This window comes from Arthrobacter sp. AG1021, assembly GCF_003633665.1.
GTDB classification, from domain to species: Bacteria; Actinomycetota; Actinomycetes; order Actinomycetales; family Micrococcaceae; genus Glutamicibacter; species Glutamicibacter soli.
The window spans coordinates 495,909-522,255 of the sequence record NZ_RBLB01000006.1 but is presented as its reverse complement, the minus strand read 5'-3'; the positions used below and the strand labels follow the sequence as shown (position 1 = coordinate 522,255).

Genomic DNA, 26,347 nt, shown 5'->3' with positions numbered 1-26,347 from the left:
AGTTGAAAACTGTGGATTAGTAACCCCGGGGAATCGAGATCCACCCGATGGCGGCAAGAGGCACGATCGAATGTTCAGTAATGCTGGATTCCCGGGGGAACTCGTCTCGCGGATGGGCGGCGATCACCAAGAAGTCCTGGCCGATTTGGGTGGGTGTGCCTTCGGCCAGCAGCTCGCCATGCCCGTCGTGGATCCGCATCCGACTCCGGTCTCGCAGCAGCCCGCGCAATAGAGCCGGCAGCTTGACGGGCGAGGGCTCGGGTCTTGGCAGGGCCGTGGGCCTTGACGAGCGGGGCACGGTGATCCGCCGGATGGCTCGCAGGGTGACGAGCAGGTTGGAGGCCTCGGCGTCCACGCAGAGGTAGTCCTCCCCCATCGGCCCTACCGTACCCACTGCTTCGACAGAGCCTGGCAGCTGCAGCTGCACGGTGCTACCGGTCAACGCCCTGAGTTTTCCCGCCAGGTTTTCGGTAGCGCGTTCAATGCGGATGTTTTCGGCGACCTCGTCGCGGAATTGCGCCTCAAGCTGCGCTTGAAGCTGTGATTCGAGGTCCTCGAAAAGTGAATCCCAACGCATGTGCCCACTGTACGAGCGAAAACTTGTTGGCGAAACCCTCTTCACAAAATAGATCCAAGCTGTCATCATGTGAGTCAAACTTCATCAAATCGCGTCAAATGAGATGAAAAGAGTTCTAACTATGGATGGCTTGCGACGAATGATTCTCCTGACGCTGCTGGCGTTGGGGAGCGGCATCATCCTGGCAGGACTTGCGTTCTGGATCTGGCAAGAACGCCCGGTCTTCGATTCCGCGAACCCGGGTCCAGGCACCGTCGCCCTCCCCGCGCTCTACGCCGCGGCGCTTTTCCTAGGGCTCTACACCCTGCGCACCGTCACGGCCCGCGCCATCACCTGGGCCGCGGCCCGGCAGCATCAACGCACCCTGCGGCTGTTGCAACGGGTGGCCCCTCGGCTGGCGCGCAGCGTGCTGGGCACGGCCTTGGGCGCGTCGCTGACGTTGTCCTCCACGGCTGTTGCCGCCGCTTGGGCAGCTCCGGATCCCGCCCAACACGCCCTCGCGGCCTCGCAGTCCGCGGCGTCGTCAGGCGCGCGCACCAGCATGACCTCCGAGCCAGGCACCCCCGTTGACCGACTGCCCTCGCCGCGCTGGTCCGCCGAACCCGTCAATGTGCCCATGGCCCGGATCGTCGGCGGGCAGAAGCAATCCTCTGAGCCGCCCCGGGACGCGCGGCAGAAGGTGGTGGTCGCCGAGGGGCAGACGCTGTGGAGCATCGCCGGGCACATGCTCGGTCGGCAGGCGACCATCGCGGAAATCTCCGCCTTGTGGCCCCGCATCTACGAGCTGAACCGCACGGTCATCGGCGCGGACCCGGACCTGCTCCAGGTCGGAGCGGTTCTCGTGCTTCCACCCCTGCAGTGAACCGGGCGGCGCATCCTGCCGCCGCACGTCATCCAGCACACAACGAGGAGTCCCCCATGAGCATCGATACTGGCTTCCAGGACCTGGCGTACACGGTCAGGGAAAGCGAAGCACGCAGAGAAGTCCTGAACCAGCACAAGAGTTCCCGCGGCCGCTGCCAGCTGCCGTTGGCGTCAGCCGAAGGCAGAACCCCTTCAGCCATCGCGGTGCCGATGGACCACATTTTCCACCGCGGTCCCGGCTTTCCTCGCGAACGAATCGACGTGGTCAGGCTCTCGCATGCGGTGTCCCGAGCGGTCTTCGAGATCATTGCCGGCTATCGCACGGTCTCTCAACTGAACTTCGTGATGAACCCGGACTGCATCCGCAAGCTCCGGGACCAGGCGCTCATCGAGACCGACGGCTACAAGACCGCCCCTGAACCGGGCACCAGCCATGGGCAGGTGCAGTCCATGCGGCTGCGCAGCACCCTGGGCGGCGGATGGGAATGTACGGTGATCCTGGGCTTTAAATACCGCGTCCGCGCCGTGGCTCTTCGTGTAGAGCCATGGCACGGACGGTGGCAGGTCACAAGCGTGGAAATGCTTTAGCGCCTGTTCTTGGTCTTCTTCTTGTTGGCCTTCTTCTCCGACTTGCCTTCGGCCTTGGCGGCCTGGGCACGGGTCGTGCTCGCATGGCCTTCCTCATCCGGGCCGGTGAACTGCAGGTTCGTCGGCTGGTTCGCCGGCTCCCCCTGCGCTTGGCTGGATTCCTCGGAACCGCTCGGGATCTCCAGGTTGAACAGGGTGCCGATGCTTTCCTCGCGGATGGATTCCATCATGGTCAGGAACATGGTGTAGCCCTCGCGCTGGTATTCAACCAGCGGGTCGCGCTGCGCCATCGCCCGCAGGCCGATGCCTTCCTTGAGGTAGTCCATCTCGTACAGGTGTTCCTGCCACTTGCGGCCGATGGTCGACAGCACTACGCGGCGCTCCAGATCGCGCATGACCCCGGAGCCCACGCGATTCTCGCGCAGCTCGTACTGGTACTGCGCGTCGGAGAGGATCTCGCGTTCAAGGAACTGGGCGGAGAGGCGGCCCAAGCCGCCGGCTTCCTCGATGACCTCGGTCATGGTGATGCCGATCGGGTACAGCTGCTTCAGGTTGGTCCACAGCTGCTTCAGATCCCAGTCGTCCGCGTCGCCGACCTGGGTGGCCTCGGTGACCATGGCCTTCACGACGTCTTCCAGGAAGTGGCCGACCTTCTCTTGGAGGTCGTCTCCTTCCAGGATGGCGCGGCGGTCGGTGTAGATGGCCTCGCGCTGGCGGTTCATGACGTCGTCGTACTTCAGCACGTTCTTGCGCTGCTCGGCGTTGACGCCTTCCACCTGGGCCTGCGCGGATTCGATGGCGCGGGATACGATCTTGGATTCCAGGGCCACGTCATCGGGCATCGACGGGTTGTTCATGATGCGCTCGGCCATGCCGGAGTTGAAGCGGCGCATTAGGTCGTCGGTCATCGACAGGTAGAAACGGGATTCGCCCGGGTCGCCCTGGCGACCGGCACGGCCGCGCAGCTGGTTGTCGATGCGGCGCGATTCGTGGCGTTCGGTGCCCAGCACGTACAGGCCGCCGAGCTTGGTGACTTCCTCGGCTTCGGCGGCTACGGTCTTCTTGGCCGCTTCGAAGACGTCGTCCCACTGCTTGTTGTATTCGTCGGCGTGGTTTTCCGGATCCAGGCCGCGGCGTTCCATTTCCGCCACCGCGAGGAATTCGGCGTTGCCGCCGAGCATGATGTCGGTACCGCGGCCGGCCATGTTGGTCGAGACGGTCACGGCGTTCTTGCGGCCGGCCATGGCGACCACGGCGGCTTCACGAGCGTGTTGCTTGGCGTTCAGCACTTCGTGGCGGATGCCCTTCTTGGCCAGCAGCCGGGAGAGGTATTCGCTCTTCTCCACGCTGGTGGTGCCCACGAGGATCGGCTGGCCGGTCTTGTGGCGCTCTTCGATGTCTTCGACAACCGCGTTGAACTTGGAAATCTCGTTCTTGTAGATCAGATCCGGCTGGTCCTGGCGGATCGCCGGCTTGTTGGTCGGGATCTCCACGACGCCAAGCTTGTAGGTTCCGTAGAACTCCGCGGCTTCGGTCTGGGCGGTACCGGTCATGCCCGAGATCTTCTCGTACATGCGGAAGTAGTTCTGCAAGGTGACGGTGGCGAGGGTCTGGTTCTCGGCCTTGATTTCCACGCTTTCCTTGGCCTCGATGGCCTGGTGCATGCCCTCGGAGTAGCGGCGACCCTGCAGCGCACGGCCGGTGTGCTCGTCGACGATCATGACTTCGCCGTTGACCACAACGTAGTCCTTGTCCTTCTTGAACAGCTCCTTGGCCTTGATGGCGTTGTTCAGGAAGCCGATCAGCGGGGTGTTGTTGGACTCGTAGAGGTTGTCGATGCCCAGGTAGTCTTCGACCTTCTCGATGCCGCTCTCAAGCACGCCGATGGTGCGCTTCTTTTCGTCGACCTCGTAGTCGTCCTCGCGGGTCAGTCGGGCCACGATCTTGGAGAACTCGACATACCAGCGGTTCACGTCGCCCGAGGCCTGCCCGGAGATGATCAGCGGGGTACGGGCTTCGTCGATGAGAATCGAGTCGACCTCATCGACGATAACGAAGTGGTGGCCGCGCTGGACGAGCTCGTCCTTGCTCCAGGCCATGTTGTCGCGCAGGTAGTCGAAACCGAATTCGTTGTTGGTTCCGTACGTGATGTCGGCGGCGTACTGCTTGCGGCGGGTGGCCGGATCCATGTTCGCCAGGATGCAGCCGCAACTCAGACCAAGGAAGCGGAATACGCGGCCCATCAGGTCGGACTGGTACTGCGCGAGGAAGTCGTTGGTGGTCACCACGTGCACACCCTTGCCGGTCAGGGCATTGAGGTAGGCCGGTGCGGTCGCGACCAAGGTCTTGCCTTCACCGGTGCGCATTTCGGCGATATTGCCCATATGCAGCGCAGCGCCGCCCATGAGCTGGACGTCGAAGTGGCGCATGCCCAGCACGCGGTCCGCGGCTTCGCGCACGACGGCGAATGCTTCGGGAAGCAGGGCGTCCAGCGATTCACCATCTGCCAGTCGGGCCCGGAACTTTTCGGTCTCCCGCTGGAGTTCTTCATCCGAAAGTTCGCGAATCTCGTCTTCCAACGTATTGATCGTGTCGGCGTACTTACGAAGGACCTTGAGGGTCTTCTTGTCGCCGGTACGCAAAATACGTTCTAGCAATGATGCCACGTGGTAGCTCCCAATATCTCAAGCACAGTAAATCTGGCGTAATTAGTCTACGTGAGGAAAACGTCGTCAAACGCTATTTCGATAGTCTCTGCGGTGTTCTTATGGTGAACGGCAACGCACCAAACAGGCAGTTCACAGTCAACGTTCAACCGCGGCCAACCCGAGCCACCGCGCCATTCGCCCCAGTTCGCGATCCAGCTCGCCCGAAACTTCCGGGCAAACTCCGGGTTCGTAATGCACCGACTTGGCTTGCAGCACTCCGTTTTTCCGGTCGGCTTTCAGGTCCACCCTGCCAACGAAGTCCTCGCCGTAGAGCATCGGAAAAACGTAGTACCCGTAGCGCCGCTTGGCCTGCGGAACATAGATTTCCACCCGGTATTCGAAGCCGAAGAAGCGCTCCAGCCTGCGTCTGTTGAAGACCATCGAGTCGAAGGGCGAGAGCAGGCGCAGATCGGGTTGGACGCTGCGCGGAATGACGGTTCCGGGCAGCTGGTAACAGTTTTCGGCGAGGCCGGCGACCTCAACTTGCTCAATCAGCCGCTCTGCGGCCAGTTCGCGCAGAAGTGCGGCGACCTGGGTGGCGGGCAGCCGGAAGTATTCGGCGATGCAGTGGGCGGTGCCCACGCCCAGTGCGCGCATCGCCCGCAGCACCAGCCGGCGAAGGGCGGACCGCTTGTCGCCCGGGACAGGAGCCCGTTGCAGGTCGATCACGTCCTCGGCCAGCGCGAAGCGGCGTTCGAACTGGCTGCTGCGGCCCAGCGCAAGGATCCGGCCCTGGGCAAACAGCGCTTCGGTGACGAACTTCGTATCGTTCCAGTTCCAGCCCCAGTGCTGCTTCTCCCCGACCGGCTGGATGTCCAGCGCGGCGCTGAGCTCGCGGGCGGTGGTGCCCGGATGCGTGGCGAGATAGGACAGCACGTTGTCGGTCAGTTCGCGGTGCTCACTGGTGAACAGGTCCGAACGGTCGATCCAGCCGCGCCGCTGCCAGGTGATCAGGTCCGCGACGAGCTCGCTGCGCACATAGCTGGCTTCGTGCGCCCAGTATTCGGTCATCGGGCCGCGTTTGCGCGCCACCAGCCTGTCCAGCGCACCGATGTCGTAGGCACCAAGCCGCGCGAAAAGCGGCATGTAGTGGGCTCGTTGGACAACGTTGATCGAATCGATCTGCAGCTGGGCGATGGACTCCAGCGTCGAGTTCATCCGCCGGAGAGTCACGGGCTTGTCCGGGCGGGCCCGGGACAAGCCTTGGGCGGCCAGCGCAACCCGTCGAGCCTGTGACAGGCTCAGGGTGCGCCGACCGCCCTTGTTTGCTGGATCGCTAATGGCTAACCCTCGGTCGCCATTGCCTTGTCGCGGTAGCCGCGAGTCTCGGTGGTCGACTCGGTTTCGTCACTGAGCGAAGCATCCAGGGTGATGACACCGTACTGGTATTGGGTGCGGCCGTAGACCACGGAGTGCTCGCCGGTGGCTTCATCGACGAAGAGGTAGAACGGGTGCCCCACCAGCTCCATGCGGTCCACTGCGTCGTCAACGCTCATGACTTCGGCAGGGAAGGACTTCCGGCGGATCACGACCGGCGAGTACTCGGCGTTCGCTTCAGCTTCTTCCGCTTCGGCGGCGGCCTGGGCTGCGAGAGTTTCCTCAACGAGGGACTTGTCCGTCGGAACAACCGGCAGCGCGCTGGTGGCCTGATGGACTGCCACCGGGGCATGGTTTCCGCGATGCACCTTGCGCTTGTCGCGGGCCTTGCGCAGACGCTCAAGCAGCTTGGCGAATGCGACATCGAAGGCTGCAAACTTGTCAGCCCCACGGGCTTCTGCACGGATTGCCGGTCCCCGACCGACAACCGTCAGTTCCACGGAGAGTGCGGTGCTCTGGTCACGGGCGTGAGTTTCCTTGACGACCTTGACGTCAATGCGCTGGATCTTGGTGGCCAGCTGGTCGACCTTGGTGATTTTCTCATCAACATACTCCCGGAAACGGTCCGAGATGGTGATGTTGCGTCCGCTGTAGTTCAGCTCCATGGTGTCCTCCAAAATAGAGTCGGGTGACACAACAGTTCGGAAGTTTGATCTCTTCGAACTGAAGATGGGCTTCGCTGCATCTGTGTGATGCAACCCATACTTCACCTTAGGCCACGGCGGCCCAGATTCAAGTACCGAACGCGGACATTTCCTATCGCGGTCAGCGTAATTGTCCACCCCGGTCATCGCCCGGCGGTCGAGTGAGTGCCAGCACTACCCCTCCGAGCACGTCGTATCCCGCGTTATTACAGGTAATTGCGGCATTTCGAAGGGTGGAACCGGTGGTCATCACGTCATCGACAAGCAGGATCGGCTGTTGGCGAACACGCGGGATCTCGGCAATCAGCTGCGCGCGCTGCCCGCGCCGGTCCGAGCCGGATTTGCGCTTCTGGGCCCCGCTGAACACCTGGCCCATCCGGTAGTGCAGCACCGGTGACAGTTCCAGCCCTGCGTCGAGCAGTCCGAGGCGCTCGGCCGACTGTAGCATGGCTTCCACCGGCCGGTATCCCCTGCGCGCAATCGCCTTCAGCGAGGTGGGCATGGGAACGACCAGTGTGCGCCGGGCGCGGGACTGCGGAACAAGCGAGGCATTCAGGGCGGCGGCGAGGTAGGGCGAAAACAGCTCTTTCAGGAAATACCGCTGGTGGTCCTTGTAGGACAGGATGGCTCGGGCCAGCTCGTTGCCGTAGACGCCGCAAGCCGCCACGGGGATCTGTCCGGCCAGCGCCGGCAGTTCAAGGTAGCGGCTCTGGCTGTCGGGAAGCGGCGGGAGGCAGAGCTGGCGGCGCACCGCGCCGCGGCAGGTGGGGCACAGCCGGTCATCGGCCCTGCCGCAGACCGCACAGCTGGCAGGCAGCAGGAAGTTGGCAGTTTCGCGCAGCGCGAAGCGCACCCATTGCGGAACCCGCTGGCCATACAGCTGGTCCAGGTCCCGCAGGATTTCCCGGTCGTTGGAGCCCATGCTCCAAGATGGGCGCGGCCGCGGCATGGCCGCCGGCGCTGGACGCCGATTGTGGATGCCGCGGTGCGCTCCGGTCAGCCCGGGTAGGAGATGTCCTTGGCGTAGTCGTCCAGCACATGCCAGGAGTTGCCCACCAGGCTGAACAGCTGGTCCTGGGATTCGGCGTAGACTTCCCGCTGCTTTCCGGTGCCGGCGGCGATGCCCACCATGCCCAGCAGCACCTGCAGGTGCTTACTGCCACCTTGGAAGGTGATCTGCTCGGCCAGCACCGGCTCGGTAAGGCTCAGCTCGGCGACGATGATCGAACGATCGGATTCCCAGACCGCGGTGTTCACCGGGACGTCGGGGTAGATCTTCATCGGCGTCTTGCTCAGGCCTCGCGGCACCCCGTCGGAATCGCGGATCACTCCGGAGACGTACACGGTGGTTGCCGAGTCCTTGGTGGCGACGATCAGCGCCCGGGCCCCGTCGCGGGAAATGCGCAGCGAGCTGACGCTGGAGCCTTCCAGCCACGGCACGCTGATCGTGCGGGCTTCGCCCTTGCCCGCGATGCTGTCGGGCACCGCGCGCAGCGGGTTCTTGTCGTGGTTGTCCGCCGTCCAGGTCCAGCCGGCCAAGTCCATGGACGGCTGGATCAGTGATTCGCCTTCAAGGCCCAGGTCCAGCGAGCCGTCCTCGCCGATGGTCCACAGCTGCTTGCGCGATCCGTTCAGGAAGGCGTAGCGGTTGCCGATGGGCGACATGGCGGGTTCGCGCGGATTGTAGCGCGAGATATCCGGCAGCCCGCCGACGGGGATGACCGAGAGCCCCTTGACGTAGACCAGCGACTTGTCCGCGATGCCGATCAGCGTATCCGGGGTGCTGGGGTCCACCTGCGCCGGCTCGATGGTGATGCTCTGGTCGGCCAGCGTGATCTCGGTTTCCTCCTGCAGCATCTGCACTTTCGTCACGCTGCTCAAGGGGATCAAGGTGGCTTCCAGCTGCTGGTCCATGAGCAGCAGCATCTGGTCGGTGGCGTCCTGGAAGGTCGCCTTGCTCAGGTCGACGGTCGCGGTGCCGTCGCGCACCGGGACCGCGGAGCGCACCAGGGATCCGGCGGAGCTGAAAGCGGAGACCACGGCATTTTCCAGGTACGGCGCTGGGCCCTCCAGCAGCGCTTCGACCATCGAGGTTGCGGTGCCGCTGCCGGTGGCGAACCAGCGGATGTCAGGCACCAGATAGCGGTAGGTGGCGTTGTAGAAGTACAGGGTCTGGGCGGAGAAGATCTTGTTGAAGGTGGAGGCTTCCAGCATCACGCCGTTGGGCGCGTCGGAGATGCGCCACTGGTCGTCGACCTTGGACACGGCGACGTCCACCGCGCGGGTTGAATGGTCGGGGTACATGGTGCGCACGCCCTGGGCATCCACCGCCCCGATGATCTCCAGCTGGATCGTGTACTGGTTGGTCTCGGCGCCGTTGACCACGTTGACAGCCTCGTAGATCAGCGTGCTGGTGTCCCCGCGCCACTGCCGGCTCAGCTCCGGGGTGAGGAACTCGCGGGCGACTGCGTAGTCCTCCGCCACCGAACGGCCGGCGGCCACGAAACCGTCGACGATCGCCCTGGCATCCGCGCCGTCGGCGGGCCCGTCCGCGGCGTAGCTGTAGGACTCCGACTCGGAGTCCTCCGAATGCGCCTCGATCTGCTTGACCGGGGAGGAGCGCGGGATGGAGGCGCAGCCGGTGGCGGTGAGCGCCACTCCCAGCAGCATGGCCAGCAGCGAAATCAGCGTGCGTCGCATTATTTCTCCTCCGACGAGGCGGGCGGAATCGGCGCGCCCGGATCGGCGATGTCGTCGTCCAGATCGTCGTCCTCGGGCAGCACCAGCGGGGTGTAGCCGATCTTGGGGACTTCGCCGGTCAGCGGGAAGCTGTCACCCTGCGGCTCGTCCAGGGTCTGCACGGCGGCCGGTTCCAGCGGCAGCGGCGAGGAGTCGATGGTGTCCGCGGCGGTGCGCGGCAGGGTGACGCGGAAGACCGAGCCGATGCCCAGTTCGCCCCAGGCCTCCAGCCGGCCCTCGTGCAGCCTGATGTCCTCCATCGCGATGGACAGGCCCAGGCCCGAGCCTCCGGTGGTGCGGGCGCGAGCCGGGTCGGCGCGCCAGAAGCGGTCGAAGACGTGCTTGCAGGATTCCTCGGACATGCCGATGCCGTAGTCGCGCACGGTGACCGCCACGGCTGATTCGTTGGCGCCGATGGTCACGTCGATCGGCTGCGCCTCGCCGTGCTCCACGGCGTTGAGCACCAGGTTGCGGATGACGCGTTCCAGGCGGCGCGGGTCGACTTCCGCCACGCATCCCTCGGGCGGGGAGTTCAGCCGGATGACGGTGCCGTATTCGTCGGCCACCGGGGTGGCGGTGACGATGACCTTCCCGACAATCACGTTCAGGTCGGTGGATTCGCGGTCCAGCACTGCCACGCCGGCGTCGAAGCGCGAGACCTCCAGCAGGTCGTTGAGCAGGTTCTGGAAGCGCTCGATCTGGTTGTACATCAGCTCGGCGGAGCGCGCGGTCAGCGGGTCGAAGTTCTCGCGGGCGTCGTGGATCAGCTCGGCGGCCATGCGCACGGTGGTCAGCGGGGTGCGCAGCTCGTGGGAGACGTCGGAGACGAAACGCTGCTGCATGGCCGAGAGGTTGTTCAGGGCGGTGATCTGCTCCTGCAGGGAGGCGGCCATGTGGTTGAAGGCGGTGCCCAGGCGCGCCACCTCGTCGCGGCCGGAGACCTTCATGCGGCGGTCCAGATCGCCGGCGGCGATGCGCTCGGACACGTAGGCGGCGTCGGCCACCGGGCGCACCACGGTGCGGGCCACGGACCAGGCGACGAAGCCAACCACTGCCAGCAGCACCAGCCCGGTGAAGGTCATGGCGCGGTTGATGAAGGCCAGGGTGTCCTGCACGCTGGACAGGTCGTAGACCAGGTAGAGACCGTATTCTCGGCCCGGCGGGATCAGCACCTTGGTTCCGATGATCAGCCCGGGATACTGGTCGCCCTCGACGCCCAGCTCGATGGAACGCCAATAGATGCCCTGTTCCCCCGCCACGCTTTCGGCGAGGTCCTCGGGCACCACGCGGGTAGTCAGCGAACCGGAGGCCATGGGGCCGACGTAGAGGTTCTCGTCCCCGGCGATGGGCATCAGCACGAAGTCTCGGATGACGGTGGCGCCGTCGCCCTCCAGGGTGGCCAAGGTGGAGTTCACCAGGGCCTGGGTGGAGGCGCGGTCGGTGGTGGCGGCGGATTCGAGGATGGAGCGCGCCTGCGTCAGGCCGCGCTCGGATTCCTTCTCGATCTGGTTGAAGCGTTCCTGGAACAGCGTGGAGGCGATCTGGTTGGAGAGGAACGCGCCGGCGGCCAGCAGCGCCAGCGAGGTGAACAGCAGCGTGGAGATCACGGTGCGGAACAGCAGATGGCGCTGCCAGCGGTTGCGCACCGCTTCCACGGGACGGCGGATCCAGTGCTTCAGCCGGTAGAACCGCGGGGCCTGGGGAATGCCATGGACACGCACATCGACCGGGACAAGTTCTTTTCCGGTCGGCGCGTGCGTGTTCAACTTGCCGATCCAGCCTTGTATCCGACACCGCGCACGGTCTGGATGATCTGCGGCTTCTCGGGGTCGACCTCGATCTTGGAGCGCAGGCGCTGCACGTGCACGTTCACCAGCCGGGTATCGGCCGCGTGTCGGTAGCCCCAGACCGCTTCGAGCAGCTGCTCGCGGCTGAAGACCTGCCACGGCTTGCGCGCCATGGTCACCAGCAGGTCGAATTCCAGCGGGGTCAGCGACACCACGGTGCCGCCGCGGGTCACCCGGTGGCCGGCCACGTCGATGGCGACCTCGCCGACCTGCAGGGTCTCGGCCGCATGGGTTTCGTTCGGGCGCAGGCGGGCGCGCACGCGGGCCACCAGCTCGGCTGGCTTGAAGGGCTTGGGGACGTAGTCGTCCGCGCCGGACTCCAGGCCGCGGACCACGTCGGCGGTGTCCGACTTGGCGGTGAGCATGACCACCGGGACGTCGGATTCGGCGCGGATCTGCTTGCAGACCTCGATTCCGTCGATGCCCGGAAGCATCAGGTCCAGCAGCACCAGATCGGGGTTTGACTCGCGGAAGGCTTCCAGCGCCCCGGAACCGTCATAGCAGAAGGAGGCCTCGAAGCCGTCGTTCTGCAGGACGATGCCGATCATTTCCGACAACGCCTCGTCATCGTCGACAACAAGAATTCGTGCCTTCATCCAATTTCCCCCTGAAATGCTAGGACAGCCGCGGGCGGCCTGCCGGCAGGGGCAGGACTGCACGGCCCCGCCCAACCGGCTGGTCACCAGTGCGCAGCTAAGCTACCGCCATTGTTTCTAAGATACATGACCAGCCCCCGATTCAGCCGGTTGACTGGCGCAAAGCCCCGCCATTGGAGGCAGATCCCCCAGCTAGGCGTCGACCCGGGTCTGTTCCAGGGCTTGGGCGTAGCCGGTCAGGTGCCCCAGGCAGTCCACGACCTCGGCCGCGCTGCTGGAGGCGAAGGAACCGGCGGGCATCAGCGTCAGGGCCGAAAGGCTGGACAGCGGCAGGCCCAACTGCCGCCAGGGGCGCAGGATGGTTTTCACGCCCTGCACCACACCCGGGGCGCGGCCGCCGGGCTGCAGCAGCTGCAGGAACAGCTGGGCGCCGGTTTCGACCAGGCCCGCAGCGCGTTCCCAATGCCGGTGGCCCATCGCGGCCGGGTCCAGCAGCCATCCGTCGATGCCCGCCTGGTGCAGCAGGTCGACCCGCTCAATCCACGAGACGTCGGCCGTGGGAAGGTTCACCGTCACGCGCAGCGGCGAGGGGTCCTGCCCGCCGGACAGCACGGCCAGGAAGCCGGAATAGCTGGTGCGCACCTCGCTGCGCGGGATGGAGCGCAAGGTGCGGTAGCCGCTGGCGGTGGGCACGGTGCCGTCCAGTGCGGCGGGAAGCTGCGGCTCGTCGAGCTGCAGGGTGAACCCGGTAATGCCGGTGGCGCGGGTGATCCGATCCAGGTGCTCGCGCACCCCGTGGGCGTAGGCCTCGATGACGTCGCGCCGCGCCCCGTGGTCGGACAGCACCTTTTCGCCGCTGGCCAGGTGCAGGCCGGCGGCAAGGCTCCAGGGCCCGAGCACATCGACCAGCAGCCGGGTCGGGCGCTTCTTCTCGGCACCTGCCACGTCGGCCAGCAGGTTCTCATCGCTGCGCAGCAGGCTGCGGGCGCGCCGGGCATCCATGCCATCGGGCACCCCGATGCGCCAGCCGTGCGGCTGCAGATCGAAACCCAGCTCGGCGGCCATGGTGGCGCTGCGGCCCAGGGCGTCGGCCCCGACGCCGCGGTCAGGCAGCTGCGGCAGCACGGCGAGGTTCGGTTCGCCCAGCTCCCCGCGGATGACCCGGTGGATCTCCAGCGGATCGGTGCCCGGGAATTGGCAGAAGGAGGTGACGTGGACATCCTGGCGGCGTGCCGGAACGGCCGAGAGGTCCTGCGTTTCAGGCATCGGCGGCGGGGCCCCGGTGGTTGTCGGAGATGTGCTGGTGGTGGCGGATGACCTCGGAAATGATGAAATTCATGAATTTCTCGGCGAATTCCGGATCCAGGTGCGCCTCGTGGGCCAGCCGGCGCAAGCGCTCGATCTGGGCCTTTTCCCGGTTGGGGTCGCTGGCGGGCAGCTGATGCGTGGCCTTCAGGTGCCCCACGCGCTGGGTCGCCTTGAAGCGTTCGGCCAGCAGGTAAACCAGCTGGGCGTCGAAGTTGTCGATGCTCCCGCGGATCGCATACAGCTCGTCCAGCACCTCCTGCTGGACTTCGCCCTGCAGGGAACTCGCGTGCGGGTCGAAGGAGTTCTTCTCTTCGGTCAGGTTCGGCTCGCTCATGATTTTCAGTTTACGTGGTCACCGAGCGCTTCACCCAGAAGGTGACGCCGGACACCGGCGAACGCCGAACGCCCGCGCAGCGCACGCTCCCGGGACGGGGAGGCGCGCTGCGCGGGCGTTCAGGCGGGGCCGGAAGCCGGCTCAGCCCTTGGCGTTCAGCTCCTCGATGCGGGCGCGGCGCTGGGCCTGCTCGCGCGGGTCGGGAACCGGCAGCGAGGCGATCAGTCGCTGGGTGTAGTCGTTGCGCGGGTTGGCCAGCACCTGCGAGCCCAGACCTTCCTCCAGCAGCGTGCCGCGGAACAGCACGCCCACCCAGGTCGCCAACTGGTCCACCACCGCCAGGTCGTGGGAGACGAACAGGGCGGCGAAGCCCAGCTCGGCCTGCAGCTCGCGGAACAGCTGAAGCACCTTGGCCTGCACCGAGACGTCCAGCGCGCTGGTCGGTTCGTCGGCGATCAGCAGCTTGGGCTCCAGCGCCAGGGCGCGGGCCAGCGAGGCGCGCTGGCGCTGGCCGCCGGACAGCTCATGCGGGTAGCGGTTGGCGAAGCCTGAGGGCAGCTGCACCGCTTCAAGCAGCTGGGCCACCTTGGCGCGGGTGGCCGAGGCGCCGAGTTCGCGGTGCACCATCAGCGGTTCGGCGACGCATTCGCCGATGGTCAGGTGCGGGTTGAAGCTGGCGGCCGGGTCCTGGAACACGAAGCCGATCTGCTCGCGCAGCGGCTTGAAGCTGCGTTCCTTGAACTGCGCCATTTCATAGCCCAGCACCTTCAGCGAGCCGGAGGTCATCCGGTTCAGGCCGGCGATGGTTCGCCCGATGGTGGTCTTGCCGGAGCCGGACTCGCCGACCAGGCCGTAGACTTCCCCGGCGTGGATCTTCAAATCGACCTTGTCCACGGCGGTGAAGCCGGGGGTGCCGAGGCGTCCCGGGAAGTGGACGACCAGGTCCTTGGCCTCGACCAGTACCTCGGCGCCGGCGACCGGGCGTTCGGCCATGCCTTCGGAGGCGCTTTCGCGGCCCAGGTGCGGCACGGCGGCAAGCAGCGAGCGGGTGTACTCCTCCTGCGGGGCCTCGAAGAGGGTCAGCGCTTCGGCTTCCTCCACGATCTTGCCCTGGTTCATCACGATGACCCGATCCGCAATGTCGGCGACCACCCCCATGTTGTGGGTGATGATCACGATGGCGGTGCCCAGCTCGCTGCGCAGCTCGCGCAGCAGCGACAGGATTTCCGCCTGCACGGTGACGTCCAGTGCCGTGGTCGGCTCGTCGGCCACGATCAGCCCGGGCTTCAGCGCCAGCGCGGCGGCGATCACCACACGCTGCTTCTGGCCTCCGGAGAACTGATGCGGGTAGTAGTCCACCCGCTGTTCGGGGTCCGGGATGCCGACCTGGCGCATGGCCTCGATGGCGCGCGACTTCGCTTCCTTCTTGGAGATTTTGTTGTGGGCGCGGATGCCCTCCATGATCTGCCAGCCCACGGTGTAGACCGGATTCAACGCGGTCGAGGGCTCTTGGAAGACCATGGCCACGTCCCGGCCGCGGGCGGCGCGCAGGTCCGCCCCGTGCAGGGTCAGCATGTCCTTGCCGTTGAGGTATACAGCTCCGCTGGCGGCTCCGTTCTCCGCCATGATGCCCAGCGCGGTGCGCGCGGTCACTGACTTGCCGGACCCGGATTCGCCCACGATGGCCAGGATCTCCCCGGCTTTGACCGTGAAGTCCACGCCGCGCACGGCGGGAACCGCACCTGCGTCGGTGACGAAGTCGATGTTCAAGCCCTCGACGCGCAGCACGGCGCCGCGGTCCTCGGTGATGGTTGGCGCTGCGTGGCTCATGCTCCGGCTCCTGCTTGGGTGATGCGCTTGGCCTTCTTGCGGCTGAAGCGGCGCAGGCGCGGGTCATTCAAATCGTTCATGGACTCGCCGACCAGGGTCATGCCCAGCACGGTGATCACGATGGCCAGGCCCGGGAACAGGCCGGTCCACCAGATGCCGCTGGTGGCGTCCGACATCGCGCGGTTCAGGTCGTAGCCCCATTCCGATGCGCTGGTCGGCTCGATGCCGAAGCCCAGGAAGCCCAGGCCCGCCAGGGTCAGCAGCGCCTCGGTGGCGTTCAGCGTGAAGATCAGCGGCAGGGTGCGGGTGGCGTTGCGCAGCAGGTGGGTGAACATGACCCGCCACGGGCTGGCGCCGATGACCTGTGCGGATTCCACGAACGGTTCGGCCTTCAGGCGCATCACCTCGGCGCGCACCACGCGGAAGTACTGCGGGATGAACACCACGGTGATGGAAATGGCCGCGGCCATGACGCCGCCGAACACTGTTGACTGGCCTTGGGAGATCACGATGGACATCACGATGGCCAGCAGCAGCGACGGGAAGGCGTAGATGGCGTCGGCGAGGACCACCATGATGCGGTCGAACCAGCCGCCCAGGTAGCCGGAGACCAGGCCCAGCAGCACGCCGAGGAACAGCGACATCACCACGGCGGCGATGATCACGAAGATCGCGGTCTGCGCGCCGAAGACGGTGCGGGAGAACACGTCGTAGCCGCCGGAGGTGGTGCCCCAGATGAATTCCCCGCCCGGCGCGGCCTGGCGCGGGAAGTCGCCGTTGGCGTCGCCCGACTGGGCGAAGCCAAACGGTGCGATCAGCGGCGCGAAGATCGCGGTGATCAGGAACAGGCTCGTGAGAATCAGGCCGCTGACCAGCATGCCGCGCTGGAGCCCGGAGGACATCTTCAGGTGGGAGATGATCGGGAGCTTCTGGACCCACGACTTGTTCGAGGCGGGAAGAGTAGCGGTGCTCATGATTAGTACCTGACTCTCGGGTCGATCAGTGCGGCCAGGACGTCGACGATGAAGTTGGTGAAGGCGACGATGATCGCCAGCAGCACCACGATGCCCTGCACTGCCACGAAGTCGCGCGCGGTGAGGTACTCGGCGAGCTTGAAGCCCAGGCCCTTCCATTCGAAGGTCGTTTCGGTTAGCACCGCGCCGCCGAGCAGCAGCGCAATCTGCATGCCCATTACGGTGATGATCGGGATCAGCGCCGGACGGTAGGCGTGCTTGGTGGTGAGGCGGAATTCGCTGACGCCGCGCGAGCGCCCGGCCTCCACGTATTCACGGCCCAGGGTGCCGATGGCATTGGTGCGCACCAGGCGCAGGAACACCCCGCCGGTGAGCAGGCCCAGCGCGATGGCAGGCAGGATGGCATGCTGGGTGACGTTCACGAACGCCTCCATGTTGCCGCTGCGCAGCGCGTCGAGCCAGTAGATGCCGGTGGGCGCCTGCAGCGTGGTCAGCTGCAGTTCGGTCTGCCAGTCGGCGCGGCCGGCGATCGGCAGCCAGTGCAGCCAGACGCCGAAGATCAGCTTGAGCAGCAGGCCGGCGAAGAAGACCGGGGTGGCGTAGGCCAGGATGGCCAGCACACGCAGGATGGCGTCCGGGTAGCGGTCGCGGAACTTCGCGGCGACCAGACCCAGCGGGATGCCCACGATCAGCGCCACGAGCACGGCATTGATGGCCAGTTCCAGGGTGGCGGCGCCGTAGGTGGTGAGGATGTCGGTAACCGCAGTGTTGTCGGTCAAGGTGCGGCCCAGGTTGCCGGTGAAGATCTGCCCCAGGTACTCGAAGTACTGGATGAACAGCGGCCGGTCGTACCCGGCCTCGTGGATACGGGCGGCGAGCTGGTCCGGGGTCAGTCGCCCGCCCAGCGCGGCGGTGATCGGGTCGCCGGTCACGCGCATCAGGAAGAAGACCACCGTGATGAGGATGAAGACGGTGGGGATGATCAGCAGGAAGCGCGTGATCACGTAACGGAGGAATCCCCCGCCCTTCTGCTTGGCTGGCTTGGGTGCCGCCAGCGGGCTGGGAACTTGTCCCGGTGGAGACGTGATGGTCATCGTCAATCCTTTGGAAATCGCAAAATACGTGCGTTGCGCCGGGAGATCCCCGGGCGCAGATTTAGGGGATCCGCCGCGCGGGATCCCATGGATTCCGCGCGGCGAACCCCCTGGGGTTCAAATCAAGCCGGTGCGCTGATGATTACTTGCTCAGAACGCCCATGCGGAACTTGAACGATGGGTCCAGGGTCTTCTCGACGCCCTGCACGTCCTTGCCCGCCACGGCGACCTGCGCGCCCTGCAGCAGCGGCAGGGTGGAGAGGTCCTCGGCGACCATGGTCTGCAGGTCCTCGATGGCCTTCGTGCGTGCGGCTGCGTCGGCCATGCCGCGCTGCTCGGAGATCAGCTTGTCGACCTCAGGGTTGTCGTAGTTGTTCGACAGGAAGTTGTCCTTGGCGAAGAACGGCGACAGGAAGTTGTCGGCATCCGAGTAATCGGGGAACCAGCCCAGCTGGTAGGCCGGGTAGTCGGTGACGCGCTGTTTCTGGTAGGTGACCCACTCTGTGGACTTCAGGTCCACCTTGAACAGGCCGTCGGCTTCCAGCTGCTTCTTCACCAGGGCGTACTCGTCGCCCGAGCTCGGGCCGTAGTGATCCGGGTTGTACTGCAGCGGCAGGCTGACCGGGATGTCCACTCCGGCGTCCTCCAGCACCTTCTTGGCCTTGGCCGCATCCGGCTTGCCGTCGGTGCCGTACAGGTCCTTCAGCGGCTCGATGGCGCCGGTGAAGCCCTGCGGAACGTAGGAGTAGGCAGGGGTGTAGGTGTCCTTGTAGACCTCGGTGGCGATGGCCTGGCGATCGATCAGGTTCGCGGCGGCCTGGCGCACGGCCAGCGACTTGGCGGCATCGGCGTTCGCGGTCTTGGCGCCGTACGGCATGGTGTCGAAGTTGAACACGATGTAGCGCAGCTCGCCGCCCGGTCCCTTGTGGACGGTCAGGCTTTCTTCCTTGCCCAGGTCCTCGACGTCGGTCGGGGTCAGCGAGCGCCAGGCGACATCGATGTTGCCCTGCTGGATATCCAGCTTCAGGTTGTTCGAGTCGGCGTAGTACTTAATGGCCGCCGACTTGTTGGCCGGTGCGCCGAGCACGCCGGCGTAGGCGTCGTTGGCGGACATCGAGATCAGGGAGTTCTTGTTGTACGAGTCGATCACGTACTGGCCGCCGAAGGCCTTGCCTGCGATGATCTCCTCGTCGGCGAGGACCTTGTCGGCTGGGAAGACTTCGTCATCCACGATCGGGCCGACCGGCGAGGTGAGCACCTGCGGGAAGGTCTGGTCGTTGGCGACCTTCAGCTTGAAGACCACGGTGGTGGCATCCGGTGCGGTGATGGACTCGACGTTGCCCAGCAGCGAAGACGGGCCGTTCGGATCGGCGATCTTCAGCTGGCGGTCGAAGGTGAACTTCACGTCCTTGGAGTCCAGGTCGTTGCCGTTGGCCCACTTCAGTGCCGGCTTGAGCTTGACGGTGAATTCGTTGTCCGAGGTGTACTCGGCGGACTCGGCCAGATCGTTGGACGGTTCGGGGCTGCCCGGCTCGGAGTTGAGCAGGAACGGGAAGATCTGGTTCATGACCATGAATGACCCGTTGTCGTAGGAGCCGGCCGGGTCCAGCGAGGTGACCTTGTCGGTGGTTCCCAGGGTGATCGGCGCGCCCGATGCGTCGCCTCCCGGTGCGCCCGAGGCGTCGCCTTCGTTGGTGGCGGAAGAGGTGCAGCCGGTCAGGGCGAGGGCGGAGATTCCCAAAGCGGCCGCGGCGAGTCGCAGCCCGTTCTTCTTGCGAGTCATGAAGAGATCCTTAATCTGTGCGCATGTTTGCGGTGATTGAAAACACATGCTTCACATAGACTAAGTGATACAGGCCACCTATGACCAATGACACAGTGATCCAGGCCTTAAATTTTTTGATTCCGGATGAAAAATTGGTGGATTCGCTCACAGCTTCCGTTGCTGACGTCAGGTTTTTCGCTTCACTTGGGAGCGCGGCTGCGCCGGTAGATTAGGCTTGTAGGCAATGATGACACGTAGAGACGCCGCCATTGCGTTGGATATCCCCCTTGAAATGGCCAAGAAGCACGGCATCCCCTCGAAGATGAGCGAAGCCGAGTTCCGCGAACTGAATTCGAATCCGCCAGCATGGCTGGCCCAGTCCCGCGCGAATCGGACCGGCAAGCGTCCGGTTTGGGTACACCTGGTCTGCGAAGTGTGCGGCACCGAGGATTACGAACGACCAAAGAAATGGTGGCCGACCTTTGACTTCGTGCACTGCTCTCACCACTCCCCCGCCCAGCTGCCGAAACTGGAAGCCGGCAAGACACGGGTCGAGTACCCGGATATCTCTGCGCGCATGTACGGCATCGTCGACGAGGACTAGATAAAAGCGGCCAGCGCCTTCCAATGACTGTGCCGAAAGCCGAGAATCCCGCGGCACCAGCAGATTTGCCTCTGCAGGTGCCGCGGGATTTTCAGATTCCTGATGCCGTTGGCACGGGACCGAGCCCGGAGCGCGCCCGGTTTGAAGCTACTTCCATCCGATGTCCTTGACGACTTTCGTAATGTTGGTCATCACATGCTCGTTGTATTCCACGCCCAGCTGGTTCGGCAGGGCGAAGAGCAGGTAGTCGGCTTCGGACATGGCCGCGTCGCGGGTGAACAGCTCGGCCAGCTCGTCCAGGGAACCCGCATAGGTAGGGCCGGAGCGCGCCCGCATGCCCTCGATCTGCCCGACGGAGTCGCCGCGTTCGCGGCGCCCGAAGTACAGGTCGTCGGTATCGGTGATCACCGGGAAGGCGCTGCGCGTCACCGCGGTCTGCCCGCCGGTGGTGTGACCGCTGGCGTTGTAGGAATCCAGGTAGCGGCGGATCTGGTCGCGCTGCGCGATGTGGAAGGGACGTCCGTCGTCCTCCAGCAGCAGGGTCGAGGACAGCAGGTTCATGCCTTCGCGGCCGGCCCACTCTGCCGTCTCGAACCCCGCCGCTCCCCACCAGATGCGGTTTTCCAAGCCCGGGGAGACCGGGGTGATCGGCAGCAGCTGGCCGCCGTGCTGCTCGGGATGCACCGGGCGGGCGATCGGCGTGCCGGCAATGGCCTCGCGGAAGGTGGCTGCGCGTTCGCGGGTCACGCTGGACCAGCTCTCGCCCTCGCCCAGCGTGTAGCCGAACAGCTCCTGGCCGTTGGCTGCGGGCTCGGGTGAACCGCGGCTGATGCCCAGCTGCATGCGGCCACGGGCGATGGCATCAGTCACCGCGGCTTCTTCGGCCATGTACAGGGGGTTCTCGTAGCGCATGTCGATCACGCCGGTGCCGACTTCAAGTGTGGTTGTCGAGGCGGCCATGGCCGCCAGCAGAGGGAACGGAGCGGACAGCGAACGGTCGAAGTGGTGCACCCGCAGCCAGGCTCCGTCGAAGCCGCTGCGTTCGGCGGCCTGCGCTAGATCCACCATCTGCCTCACCGCGGCGGCGCCCGTGGGAACCGCGGAGTTTGCAGTGCCCGACCAGTGGCCGAAGGTCAGGAAACCAATTTTCTTTGGCATGTCATCTCCGTTTGAACAAAGTCGGTGGTCTTTTCACCTACCAGACACAATAGTAATTGACGCGTCAATATTCCAGTTATGAGTACGCTCACAACATGCCCCTGTCCGCAGGCCGATCCCCCCAAGGAGGCCCCTGCATTCGCCCGTTGCAGTGCCAATAATTGCGAGCAACTAGCCAAACCGAGGAAAAGCGGCGCAATGAATGCACTTGTCCATGAGACCATCACGCTGAGCAGGCGCATCCCCTTTCCCTGTGCCGAGGTCTGGGATGCCTATGCCGACCCCGCGCGCCGCTGCGTGTGGGGCGTACCGGCAGGGGAAGGCATCGAGTACGCCGCCGAGCACTTCCGCGAAGGCGGACGTGAGAGCTACCGCTGCGGCCCGCTGGGTTCCCTAGATTTCCTCGTCGAGGCGCAGTACCTCCGCGTGGTCGAGCAGCAGCTAATCGTCTATGCGGAAACCGTATGGACCAACGAGACACCGCTGTCCTCCGCACTGGTCTCCTGGATCTTGGAGCCGTTGGGCGGCGCGACGCAGGTGGCTGTCACCAGCCAGGTGACCTCTTTCGTCGGAGCGGGCATGATCGAGGGCAGCCGTTCCGGTCACCACATCGTGCTGGCGCAGCTCGGCAGGTTCCTTGCCGACGCTGCCGCTGACGCTCCGGACCCGGGCGGCATGGAAGGACCCGGGGGCTACGGCGAGCGCTAGTTAGGATCAGAAACCCTGATCATGCCGTGCGCCCCCTTCTCGCCGTCCGACATGTAGTGCGTGACGAACGGGTAGTTCCCGGCCTCGGGCAGCGCCAGCTCCACGAATCCTCCCTGCGCGGGGGCCAAGGCCAGGGATTGGGAACCCCCGCCGGTTCGATCGCGGGCGTCCAGCTGGTAGGCGCCTTCGAAGTACACGGTGTCGAACTGGCCGCCGATCACGTGGAAGCTGCTGGGCCTGTTGGGGCCCGCGGCGAGTACCCAGATGCGGATGCGTTCACCGGTGGCAACCTGCAGCGGGTCGAAGGAGTATTGATTTGCATAGCCGTTGAACACCACCAGGTCGGGGTTCCCTCCTGCAGTCTTGTCCACGTCCACCGGTTGCCCTTCCGCGCCGAGGTAGTACTCGGACTGCACCATCACATACGACTTGTCCACCGCGGGCAGGTCCTCGGGTTCGATGATGACCGCTCCGTACATGCCGTTGGCGATGTGTGCGCTCATGGGTGCGGTGGCGCAGTGGTACATCCAGATCCCTGACTTGGTGGCGGTGAACGTGTAGGTCAGTTCCTCGCCAGGGGCGATGGTTCGCATCGGTTTGTCCGGGGCCAGGGACCCGGCGTGGAAGTCGATGGAGTGGCCCATGGTGCCGTCGTTGTAGAGCGTGATTTCGAATTTGTCGCCGATCCGTCCGTGCAGGACCGGACCCGGGGCGGTGCCGTTGAAGGTCCACAGGTTCTGTGTGAACCCCGGCGACACTTCGGCCTGCAGCTCGCTGACCGTGAAGCGTTGCTTGTGCAGCGCCGGCTTGCCGGTGTCCGCAGGCAGTGGATCCAGTACCGGGTTGCGTGCGGTGAATCCGTCCGCGGGCTGGGCCTGCAGGTCGGGTCCCGCGGCCGCGGGCGGCTGGCCAGCATCCTGCAGGTGTCCGTGGGACGTCTCTGGTGCCGTGTCGCCGGGTGCGGCGGCGGCGCCGGTCACCACGATCCGCATCACCATGCCCATCTGCTTGTGCCCGACGATGGAGCACCAGCCCTCCATGTCTGCGGTGATGACCCCGGCGTCCACGGTGGCGCTCTGGCCCGGTGCCAGGCGCCCGGAGTCGCTCCCGTTGGCCAGCACCAGGTCGTGGACCTGCGTGGCATCGGTGTTGGCCAATTCGATGACCAGCCGTGTTCCTGCTTCCACCTCGATGGTGGAGGGTGTGAACCGCATGTCCTTGGCGGTCATCTGCACGGTCTTGACCGGTGCGTTGGCAGGGTCGACCGGCTGCTGCGCGGTGGAAGCGGCCGGCGGGCGGATCCCGGCGGCCGCGGGATCCAGTGCTACGCCGACGGCGATCACCAGCACAACCGACATAAGACCTGCGGCCGCCTGGCCCAGGCGTTGGCCGGGCGGGCGGGCGCCTTCGGGTTCCACCGGGCCGCGCTCGCGGGCCCTCGGCTGGCCTGCGGATTCCGCGGCTTCTTTCTTGGCCAAGCGATGGGCCTTCAAGGCGGTGAAGAGCAAGGGGATGAAGCTGCCCATGGCGCCGAGGTAAAGCACCGAGCACAGCACACGCACCAGCGAGGAGATCGGCAGGGCGCAGGCCAGCAACGCTGCGTTGGCCATGCTCACCCGCCAGGCGGCTCCACGGTCGAAGGCCGTGGCCGCCGCGCGGACCGGGCGCGGCCCGCCGCCCAGCGCCACGGGCACCAGATAGGACAGCGCGCCCAGCAGGATCTGCGCGGCGAAGCCTGCGGCCAGGTACGGCACGATGGTGTCGAAGTGCCGGCCCATCTGCGTCCAGTCGCCGCTGGCAGCCAGGGCGTAGAGCGTCCACACCAGGGTGCCCGTCCACCAGCAGACCGCGGACAGGACCGACAAGGTGGCGAAGCTGCGCGGCGGCTTGGCCCTGGCGGCATGGATGAAAGGCGAGGCCGTCATTCCCAGCCCTGCCAGATAGCCGAGCACACCCAGGGCTGCCACCAGCAGCAGCCCCGCGGCCGCCCCGCCCGCGGCCACCAGCACCGAGGCTGCGAGTACCGGCAGCGCCCGGCGCAGGCGCACCGCGGCATGGGGCGCGATGCGGGTGCGCAGCATCGTGGGCCACAGCGTGATCAGGGTTCCGGCGACGGTCAGCCCGACCCAGCCCAGCAGGTTCACCAGTGCATGGGCCAAGGTCAGCCGCTCATGCAGCGGAGAAGCGAGCCCGGCGGAAATCCAGGTTCCCAGCCCGGCGCCGATCGGCAGGAAGCAGGCGGCGGCGATGTAGTAGCGCACGCTCGCGGCATAGGGCGAGGGCAGCGCGCCGCGCAGGCTGCGGTACAGCCAGGCTCCGTGCCATGCCGCGGCCACGGCGACCAGCAGCGCACCGGCCAGCGTCAACGGCCACAGTTCGGCAAGCACCCCGGCAACCACCACGGCGGCGCCGCCGTTCATCAGCCCCAGGCGCAGCGACTGCCGGCGGCGTTCCTGGACGGTCACCACGCGTTTGAGCAGCGCGGTGGCGAAGTACTGCGACCAGACCAGAATGGCGTGGGACAGCGCGCCGAGCAGCAGCAGGTGGATCAGCAGCCAGCGGGGCGCCGGCAGCTGGCGGTGGACCAGCGCGACGACAACCACCAGGATCAGCCACAGCGCCGTGGGCAGGTCGCGCAGAGGCCAGAAACCCCGGCCGGGGACCTTCGCTGCGGCGGGCCCGGTGCTCAACGGCAGGTTCATTTAACGGATTCCTTCCCGGAGGCAGGTGCGGACGTGAGCGCCAGCAACGCGCTGGCGAGGGCCACGAACACGAAAAGCAGCAGCGCGACGACGTTGAGAACACCACCGACCTGCCATGCCAGCTGCCCACCCAACCCGTTGCCGAGCCACAGGCGGATCACCAAGCCGGCATGCATGAGGATCACCGGCAGCCACATGGCCTGGCGGTAGGGAAGGTCGATGGCCAGTACGGCCGGCAGGATCGTGGGCGCATGGGCCATGATCATGGACATCACGAAGCCCAGGAAAAACGCGTGCACCGCAGTATCATAGGCGCCGGAGCCGGCCGAGTACCCCAGCATCCAGACGACGCCGGCAACCAGCAGCCAGAAGTAGCCGGCCAGCAGGCAGGCCGCCATGTAGCGCGGCGCGCCCTTCAACTTGACGGTGCGCCGCGCGACGTCGTTGACCGCCAGCCAGAGCACCAGTGCGCACAACACCAGGCCGAAGAGCACGGTCCCGGCTTGGACGAACAGCGTGGACGCCGCGGCGGACATGAGCAGCGCAACGTTGAGGACCACCGCCAGGGCTTGCGAGCGCGAGGTCAACTGGATGCGGGCCAGCTCAACCCGTTCCCCGGCGATGGTCATCACCAGGAACGCAGCCAGCCACGGCAGCAGCAAGGAGATCTCCACTCCGCCGGCGTACAGCACGGTGGCGCCCAGCCCGGCGCAGGCGCCGAGCATCTGGATCAGCACCGCGTCGGCACGCTGCCTGCGCCACAACGGGTAGTAGGTGGCCAGCAGGGCGGCCATGCCCAGGATCAGCAGCGTTCCGGTCAGCGCCCGGGGCGCGGCGAACAGCTGGCTGCCACCGCCTAGCGCCAGCAGGACGGGCGCCGCGTAGCCCGCGGCCCGCCACCAGGCCACCGCTCGCTCCAAGGCAATCATCGCTCCGACAAACCCGAAGACCATGGCCAGCGAATGCGCCGGCCCCCACGCGGCAATCTGCACCGGGGCGGGTACATCCAGCAGGATCAGCGCCGCATCCAGCCCGGCCAGCAGGCACAGGCCAGCCGGGAGCATCAGGGCCAGGCGCCACCGTCCCCGGCGTTTAGGCCTGGACGGCGCAGCATAGGAGGCCGGGCTCATCGTTGCCCCTCGCGCTGTGGCGATAGTTCAAGGCGGCAGCCGTGCTCCAGCGCGAACGGCAGGATCCGGCTTCCTGCAGGATCCCGTCCGTGGGACTGCAAGATCCCCCGCACGATCCCCAGATGCACGTTGCAGATGACCTGCGGGTTCTCCCGGGCCGCGCTGAGCAGCGGGCAGGAGAGCAGCGACACGCTGTGGTCGGCTTCGAGGCGGGGCGCAAAACCGAGCGCAGCCAGCGAGTCGATAACGGCGCCACGGGCATCGCCTTCCCGGGCGGCTTCTGGCAGCGTTGCGCCCCAGCGCTGGCCGGCCTCGATGCCGGCCCGGGCCGGGTTGTCGCTGAGCAGCGCCACCTGGTCGGCCAGTACGTTGGCCAGCGCGGCGAACGGCGAGGGGGTTGGCGCCGCGGCCCGCCAGATCCAAGCTGGCCGCCCGCGGCCGGCGGCGGGCGCGGACTCCCGCTGCACGTATCCGTCGGCGAGCAGCGCGTCCAGATGGCTCCGGACAGTGTTCTCATGCAGGCCCATGAACTCGGCCACCTGAGGCAGGCTCAGGCCCTCGCTCCGCATTTCGACCAGCGACAGTATCCGCTCGCGGGTCGACGAGTGAACGCGCCCGCCTCCGCTGCGCCGGGGCGCTCCGCCATCCGGTCCTTTGCCCATGATTCCGCGCCTCCTTGGAGCCAGCTCTTTCCCGCCCCGATATTTTCCACTAAGTTAAGTGTAATAAAATAAATCGAACCGCACCACGCGGACCGGCATGCGCCCCACGCGACGACGCCGGACCAGGGCAAGGGAGCA

Annotated in this window: 22 protein-coding genes; 4 read left to right on the top strand and 18 right to left on the bottom strand. The window is 66.0% G+C overall.

Annotated elements, in window-relative coordinates; genetic code table 11:
• Positions 1-16: 16 nt before the first annotated feature.
• Positions 17-577 carry a hypothetical protein gene (locus DFO58_RS02675; RefSeq protein ID WP_147407175.1) on the bottom strand — a complete coding sequence of 187 codons (561 nt, stop codon included), beginning with the start codon at positions 575-577 and terminating at the stop codon, positions 17-19.
• Positions 578-716: 139 nt separating this feature from the next.
• Between DFO58_RS02675 and DFO58_RS02670 the strand changes: the two genes are divergently transcribed.
• On the top strand, positions 717-1,439 hold the full coding sequence (locus DFO58_RS02670) for a LysM peptidoglycan-binding domain-containing protein (protein ID WP_120989227.1): 723 nt from the start codon (positions 717-719) through the stop codon (positions 1,437-1,439).
• Positions 1,440-1,495: 56 nt separating this feature from the next.
• The gene (locus DFO58_RS02665) at positions 1,496-2,029 is read left to right on the top strand and encodes an Rv3235 family protein (protein ID WP_047119503.1); all 534 of its coding nucleotides are present in this window, start codon (positions 1,496-1,498) and stop codon (positions 2,027-2,029) included.
• Here the strand turns inward: DFO58_RS02665 and secA are convergent.
• The 13 genes from secA to DFO58_RS02600 form a co-directional block, all read right to left on the bottom strand.
• Entirely contained in the window at positions 2,026-4,695 is a 2,670-nt protein-coding gene (secA, locus tag DFO58_RS02660; RefSeq protein WP_053798409.1) for a preprotein translocase subunit SecA, read from the bottom strand. The genes DFO58_RS02665 and secA overlap by 4 nt on opposite strands.
• Positions 4,696-4,833: 138 nt before the next feature.
• Entirely contained in the window at positions 4,834-5,895 is a 1,062-nt protein-coding gene (locus DFO58_RS02655; RefSeq protein WP_052772408.1) for a crosslink repair DNA glycosylase YcaQ family protein, read from the bottom strand.
• 125 nt (positions 5,896-6,020) lie between these two features.
• Positions 6,021-6,719: a ribosome-associated translation inhibitor RaiA gene (gene raiA, locus DFO58_RS02650; RefSeq protein ID WP_047119506.1), complete on the bottom strand. Its 699-nt coding sequence runs from the start codon at positions 6,717-6,719 to the stop codon at positions 6,021-6,023.
• 160 nt (positions 6,720-6,879) lie between these two features.
• A complete protein-coding gene (locus DFO58_RS02645; RefSeq protein ID WP_183043089.1) occupies positions 6,880-7,680 on the bottom strand; it encodes a phosphoribosyltransferase family protein in 801 nt (266 codons plus the stop codon).
• A 74-nt stretch (positions 7,681-7,754) separates the two neighbouring features.
• Positions 7,755-9,458, bottom strand: a complete 1,704-nt coding sequence (locus DFO58_RS02640) for an LpqB family beta-propeller domain-containing protein (RefSeq protein WP_047119508.1) — start codon at positions 9,456-9,458, stop codon at positions 7,755-7,757.
• Complete coding sequence (gene mtrB / locus DFO58_RS02635; RefSeq protein ID WP_053798411.1) at positions 9,458-11,263, bottom strand: MtrAB system histidine kinase MtrB; 1,806 nt, start codon at positions 11,261-11,263, stop codon at positions 9,458-9,460. The genes DFO58_RS02640 and mtrB overlap by 1 nt, the downstream gene beginning before the upstream one ends.
• Entirely contained in the window at positions 11,260-11,940 is a 681-nt protein-coding gene (gene mtrA / locus DFO58_RS02630; protein WP_047119509.1) for an MtrAB system response regulator MtrA, read from the bottom strand. Before mtrA ends, mtrB begins: the two co-directional genes overlap by 4 nt.
• Before the next feature lie 192 nt (positions 11,941-12,132).
• Complete coding sequence (locus DFO58_RS02625) at positions 12,133-13,206, bottom strand: hypothetical protein (RefSeq protein ID WP_113606469.1); 1,074 nt, start codon at positions 13,204-13,206, stop codon at positions 12,133-12,135.
• On the bottom strand, positions 13,199-13,582 hold the full coding sequence (locus tag DFO58_RS02620; protein WP_120989225.1) for a chorismate mutase: 384 nt from the start codon (positions 13,580-13,582) through the stop codon (positions 13,199-13,201). Before DFO58_RS02620 ends, DFO58_RS02625 begins: the two co-directional genes overlap by 8 nt.
• Positions 13,583-13,723: 141 nt before the next feature.
• Positions 13,724-15,412: an ABC transporter ATP-binding protein gene (locus DFO58_RS02615; RefSeq protein WP_120989224.1), complete on the bottom strand. Its 1,689-nt coding sequence runs from the start codon at positions 15,410-15,412 to the stop codon at positions 13,724-13,726.
• On the bottom strand, positions 15,409-16,386 hold the full coding sequence (locus DFO58_RS02610; RefSeq protein WP_047119513.1) for an ABC transporter permease: 978 nt from the start codon (positions 16,384-16,386) through the stop codon (positions 15,409-15,411). The genes DFO58_RS02615 and DFO58_RS02610 overlap by 4 nt, the downstream gene beginning before the upstream one ends.
• 2 nt (positions 16,387-16,388) lie before the next feature.
• Positions 16,389-17,480 (bottom strand): ABC transporter permease, encoded by a 1,092-nt coding sequence (locus DFO58_RS02605; protein ID WP_120989223.1) that lies wholly within the window; start codon positions 17,478-17,480, stop codon positions 16,389-16,391.
• Positions 17,481-17,622: 142 nt separating this feature from the next.
• Complete coding sequence (locus DFO58_RS02600) at positions 17,623-19,263, bottom strand: ABC transporter substrate-binding protein (RefSeq protein WP_120989222.1); 1,641 nt, start codon at positions 19,261-19,263, stop codon at positions 17,623-17,625.
• 226 nt (positions 19,264-19,489) lie between these two features.
• On the opposite strand from DFO58_RS02600, the gene DFO58_RS02595 reads away from it, so the two are divergent.
• Positions 19,490-19,849 (top strand): hypothetical protein, encoded by a 360-nt coding sequence (locus DFO58_RS02595; protein WP_120989221.1) that lies wholly within the window; start codon positions 19,490-19,492, stop codon positions 19,847-19,849.
• A gap of 147 nt (positions 19,850-19,996) precedes the next feature.
• On the opposite strand, the gene DFO58_RS02590 is transcribed toward DFO58_RS02595, so the two are convergent.
• Positions 19,997-21,007 carry an LLM class flavin-dependent oxidoreductase gene (locus DFO58_RS02590; RefSeq protein ID WP_120989220.1) on the bottom strand — a complete coding sequence of 337 codons (1,011 nt, stop codon included), beginning with the start codon at positions 21,005-21,007 and terminating at the stop codon, positions 19,997-19,999.
• Between the two features lie 198 nt (positions 21,008-21,205).
• Between DFO58_RS02590 and DFO58_RS02585 the strand changes: the two genes are divergently transcribed.
• Entirely contained in the window at positions 21,206-21,715 is a 510-nt protein-coding gene (locus DFO58_RS02585; RefSeq protein ID WP_183043088.1) for an SRPBCC domain-containing protein, read from the top strand.
• On the opposite strand, the gene DFO58_RS02580 is transcribed toward DFO58_RS02585, so the two are convergent.
• Genes DFO58_RS02580 through DFO58_RS02570 form a run of 3 tightly spaced genes read right to left on the bottom strand, consistent with a single transcriptional unit; the run spans position 21,712 to position 26,209 of the window.
• Positions 21,712-24,417, bottom strand: coding sequence for a multicopper oxidase domain-containing protein (locus tag DFO58_RS02580; RefSeq protein ID WP_120989218.1), 2,706 nt, complete (start codon positions 24,415-24,417; stop codon positions 21,712-21,714). The two genes, DFO58_RS02585 and DFO58_RS02580, sit on opposite strands and share 4 nt — an antisense overlap.
• Positions 24,414-25,547, bottom strand: a complete 1,134-nt coding sequence (locus DFO58_RS18095) for a hypothetical protein (RefSeq protein WP_147407174.1) — start codon at positions 25,545-25,547, stop codon at positions 24,414-24,416. Before DFO58_RS18095 ends, DFO58_RS02580 begins: the two co-directional genes overlap by 4 nt.
• A complete protein-coding gene (locus DFO58_RS02570; protein WP_053798421.1) occupies positions 25,544-26,209 on the bottom strand; it encodes a helix-turn-helix domain-containing protein in 666 nt (221 codons plus the stop codon). Before DFO58_RS02570 ends, DFO58_RS18095 begins: the two co-directional genes overlap by 4 nt.
• Between the last annotated feature and the right edge of the window lie 138 nt (positions 26,210-26,347).

What these genes read in the sequence shown, in the direction of transcription:
- DFO58_RS02590 (WP_120989220.1), bottom strand. Translation starts at nt 21,007, where the DNA reads ATGCCAAAGAAAATTGGTTTCCTGACCTTCGGCCACTGGTCGGGCACT.
- DFO58_RS02615 (WP_120989224.1), bottom strand. Translation starts at nt 15,412, where the DNA reads ATGAGCCACGCAGCGCCAACCATCACCGAGGACCGCGGCGCCGTGCTG.
- DFO58_RS02625 (WP_113606469.1), bottom strand. Translation starts at nt 13,206, where the DNA reads ATGCCTGAAACGCAGGACCTCTCGGCCGTTCCGGCACGCCGCCAGGAT.
- DFO58_RS02610 (WP_047119513.1), bottom strand. Translation starts at nt 16,386, where the DNA reads ATGAGCACCGCTACTCTTCCCGCCTCGAACAAGTCGTGGGTCCAGAAG.
- DFO58_RS02620 (WP_120989225.1), bottom strand. Translation starts at nt 13,582, where the DNA reads ATGAGCGAGCCGAACCTGACCGAAGAGAAGAACTCCTTCGACCCGCAC.
- DFO58_RS02570 (WP_053798421.1), bottom strand. Translation starts at nt 26,209, where the DNA reads ATGGGCAAAGGACCGGATGGCGGAGCGCCCCGGCGCAGCGGAGGCGGG.
- DFO58_RS02675 (WP_147407175.1), bottom strand. Translation starts at nt 577, where the DNA reads ATGCGTTGGGATTCACTTTTCGAGGACCTCGAATCACAGCTTCAAGCG.
- DFO58_RS02595 (WP_120989221.1), top strand. Translation starts at nt 19,490, where the DNA reads ATGATGACACGTAGAGACGCCGCCATTGCGTTGGATATCCCCCTTGAA.
- DFO58_RS02580 (WP_120989218.1), bottom strand. Translation starts at nt 24,417, where the DNA reads ATGAACCTGCCGTTGAGCACCGGGCCCGCCGCAGCGAAGGTCCCCGGC.
- DFO58_RS02645 (WP_183043089.1), bottom strand. Translation starts at nt 7,680, where the DNA reads ATGGGCTCCAACGACCGGGAAATCCTGCGGGACCTGGACCAGCTGTAT.
- DFO58_RS02600 (WP_120989222.1), bottom strand. Translation starts at nt 19,263, where the DNA reads ATGACTCGCAAGAAGAACGGGCTGCGACTCGCCGCGGCCGCTTTGGGA.
- mtrA (WP_047119509.1), bottom strand. Translation starts at nt 11,940, where the DNA reads ATGAAGGCACGAATTCTTGTTGTCGACGATGACGAGGCGTTGTCGGAA.
- DFO58_RS02605 (WP_120989223.1), bottom strand. Translation starts at nt 17,480, where the DNA reads ATGACCATCACGTCTCCACCGGGACAAGTTCCCAGCCCGCTGGCGGCA.
- DFO58_RS18095 (WP_147407174.1), bottom strand. Translation starts at nt 25,547, where the DNA reads ATGAGCCCGGCCTCCTATGCTGCGCCGTCCAGGCCTAAACGCCGGGGA.
- DFO58_RS02665 (WP_047119503.1), top strand. Translation starts at nt 1,496, where the DNA reads ATGAGCATCGATACTGGCTTCCAGGACCTGGCGTACACGGTCAGGGAA.
- DFO58_RS02655 (WP_052772408.1), bottom strand. Translation starts at nt 5,895, where the DNA reads ATGAACTCGACGCTGGAGTCCATCGCCCAGCTGCAGATCGATTCGATC.
- raiA (WP_047119506.1), bottom strand. Translation starts at nt 6,719, where the DNA reads ATGGAGCTGAACTACAGCGGACGCAACATCACCATCTCGGACCGTTTC.
- DFO58_RS02585 (WP_183043088.1), top strand. Translation starts at nt 21,206, where the DNA reads ATGAATGCACTTGTCCATGAGACCATCACGCTGAGCAGGCGCATCCCC.
- DFO58_RS02670 (WP_120989227.1), top strand. Translation starts at nt 717, where the DNA reads ATGATTCTCCTGACGCTGCTGGCGTTGGGGAGCGGCATCATCCTGGCA.
- DFO58_RS02640 (WP_047119508.1), bottom strand. Translation starts at nt 9,458, where the DNA reads ATGCGACGCACGCTGATTTCGCTGCTGGCCATGCTGCTGGGAGTGGCG.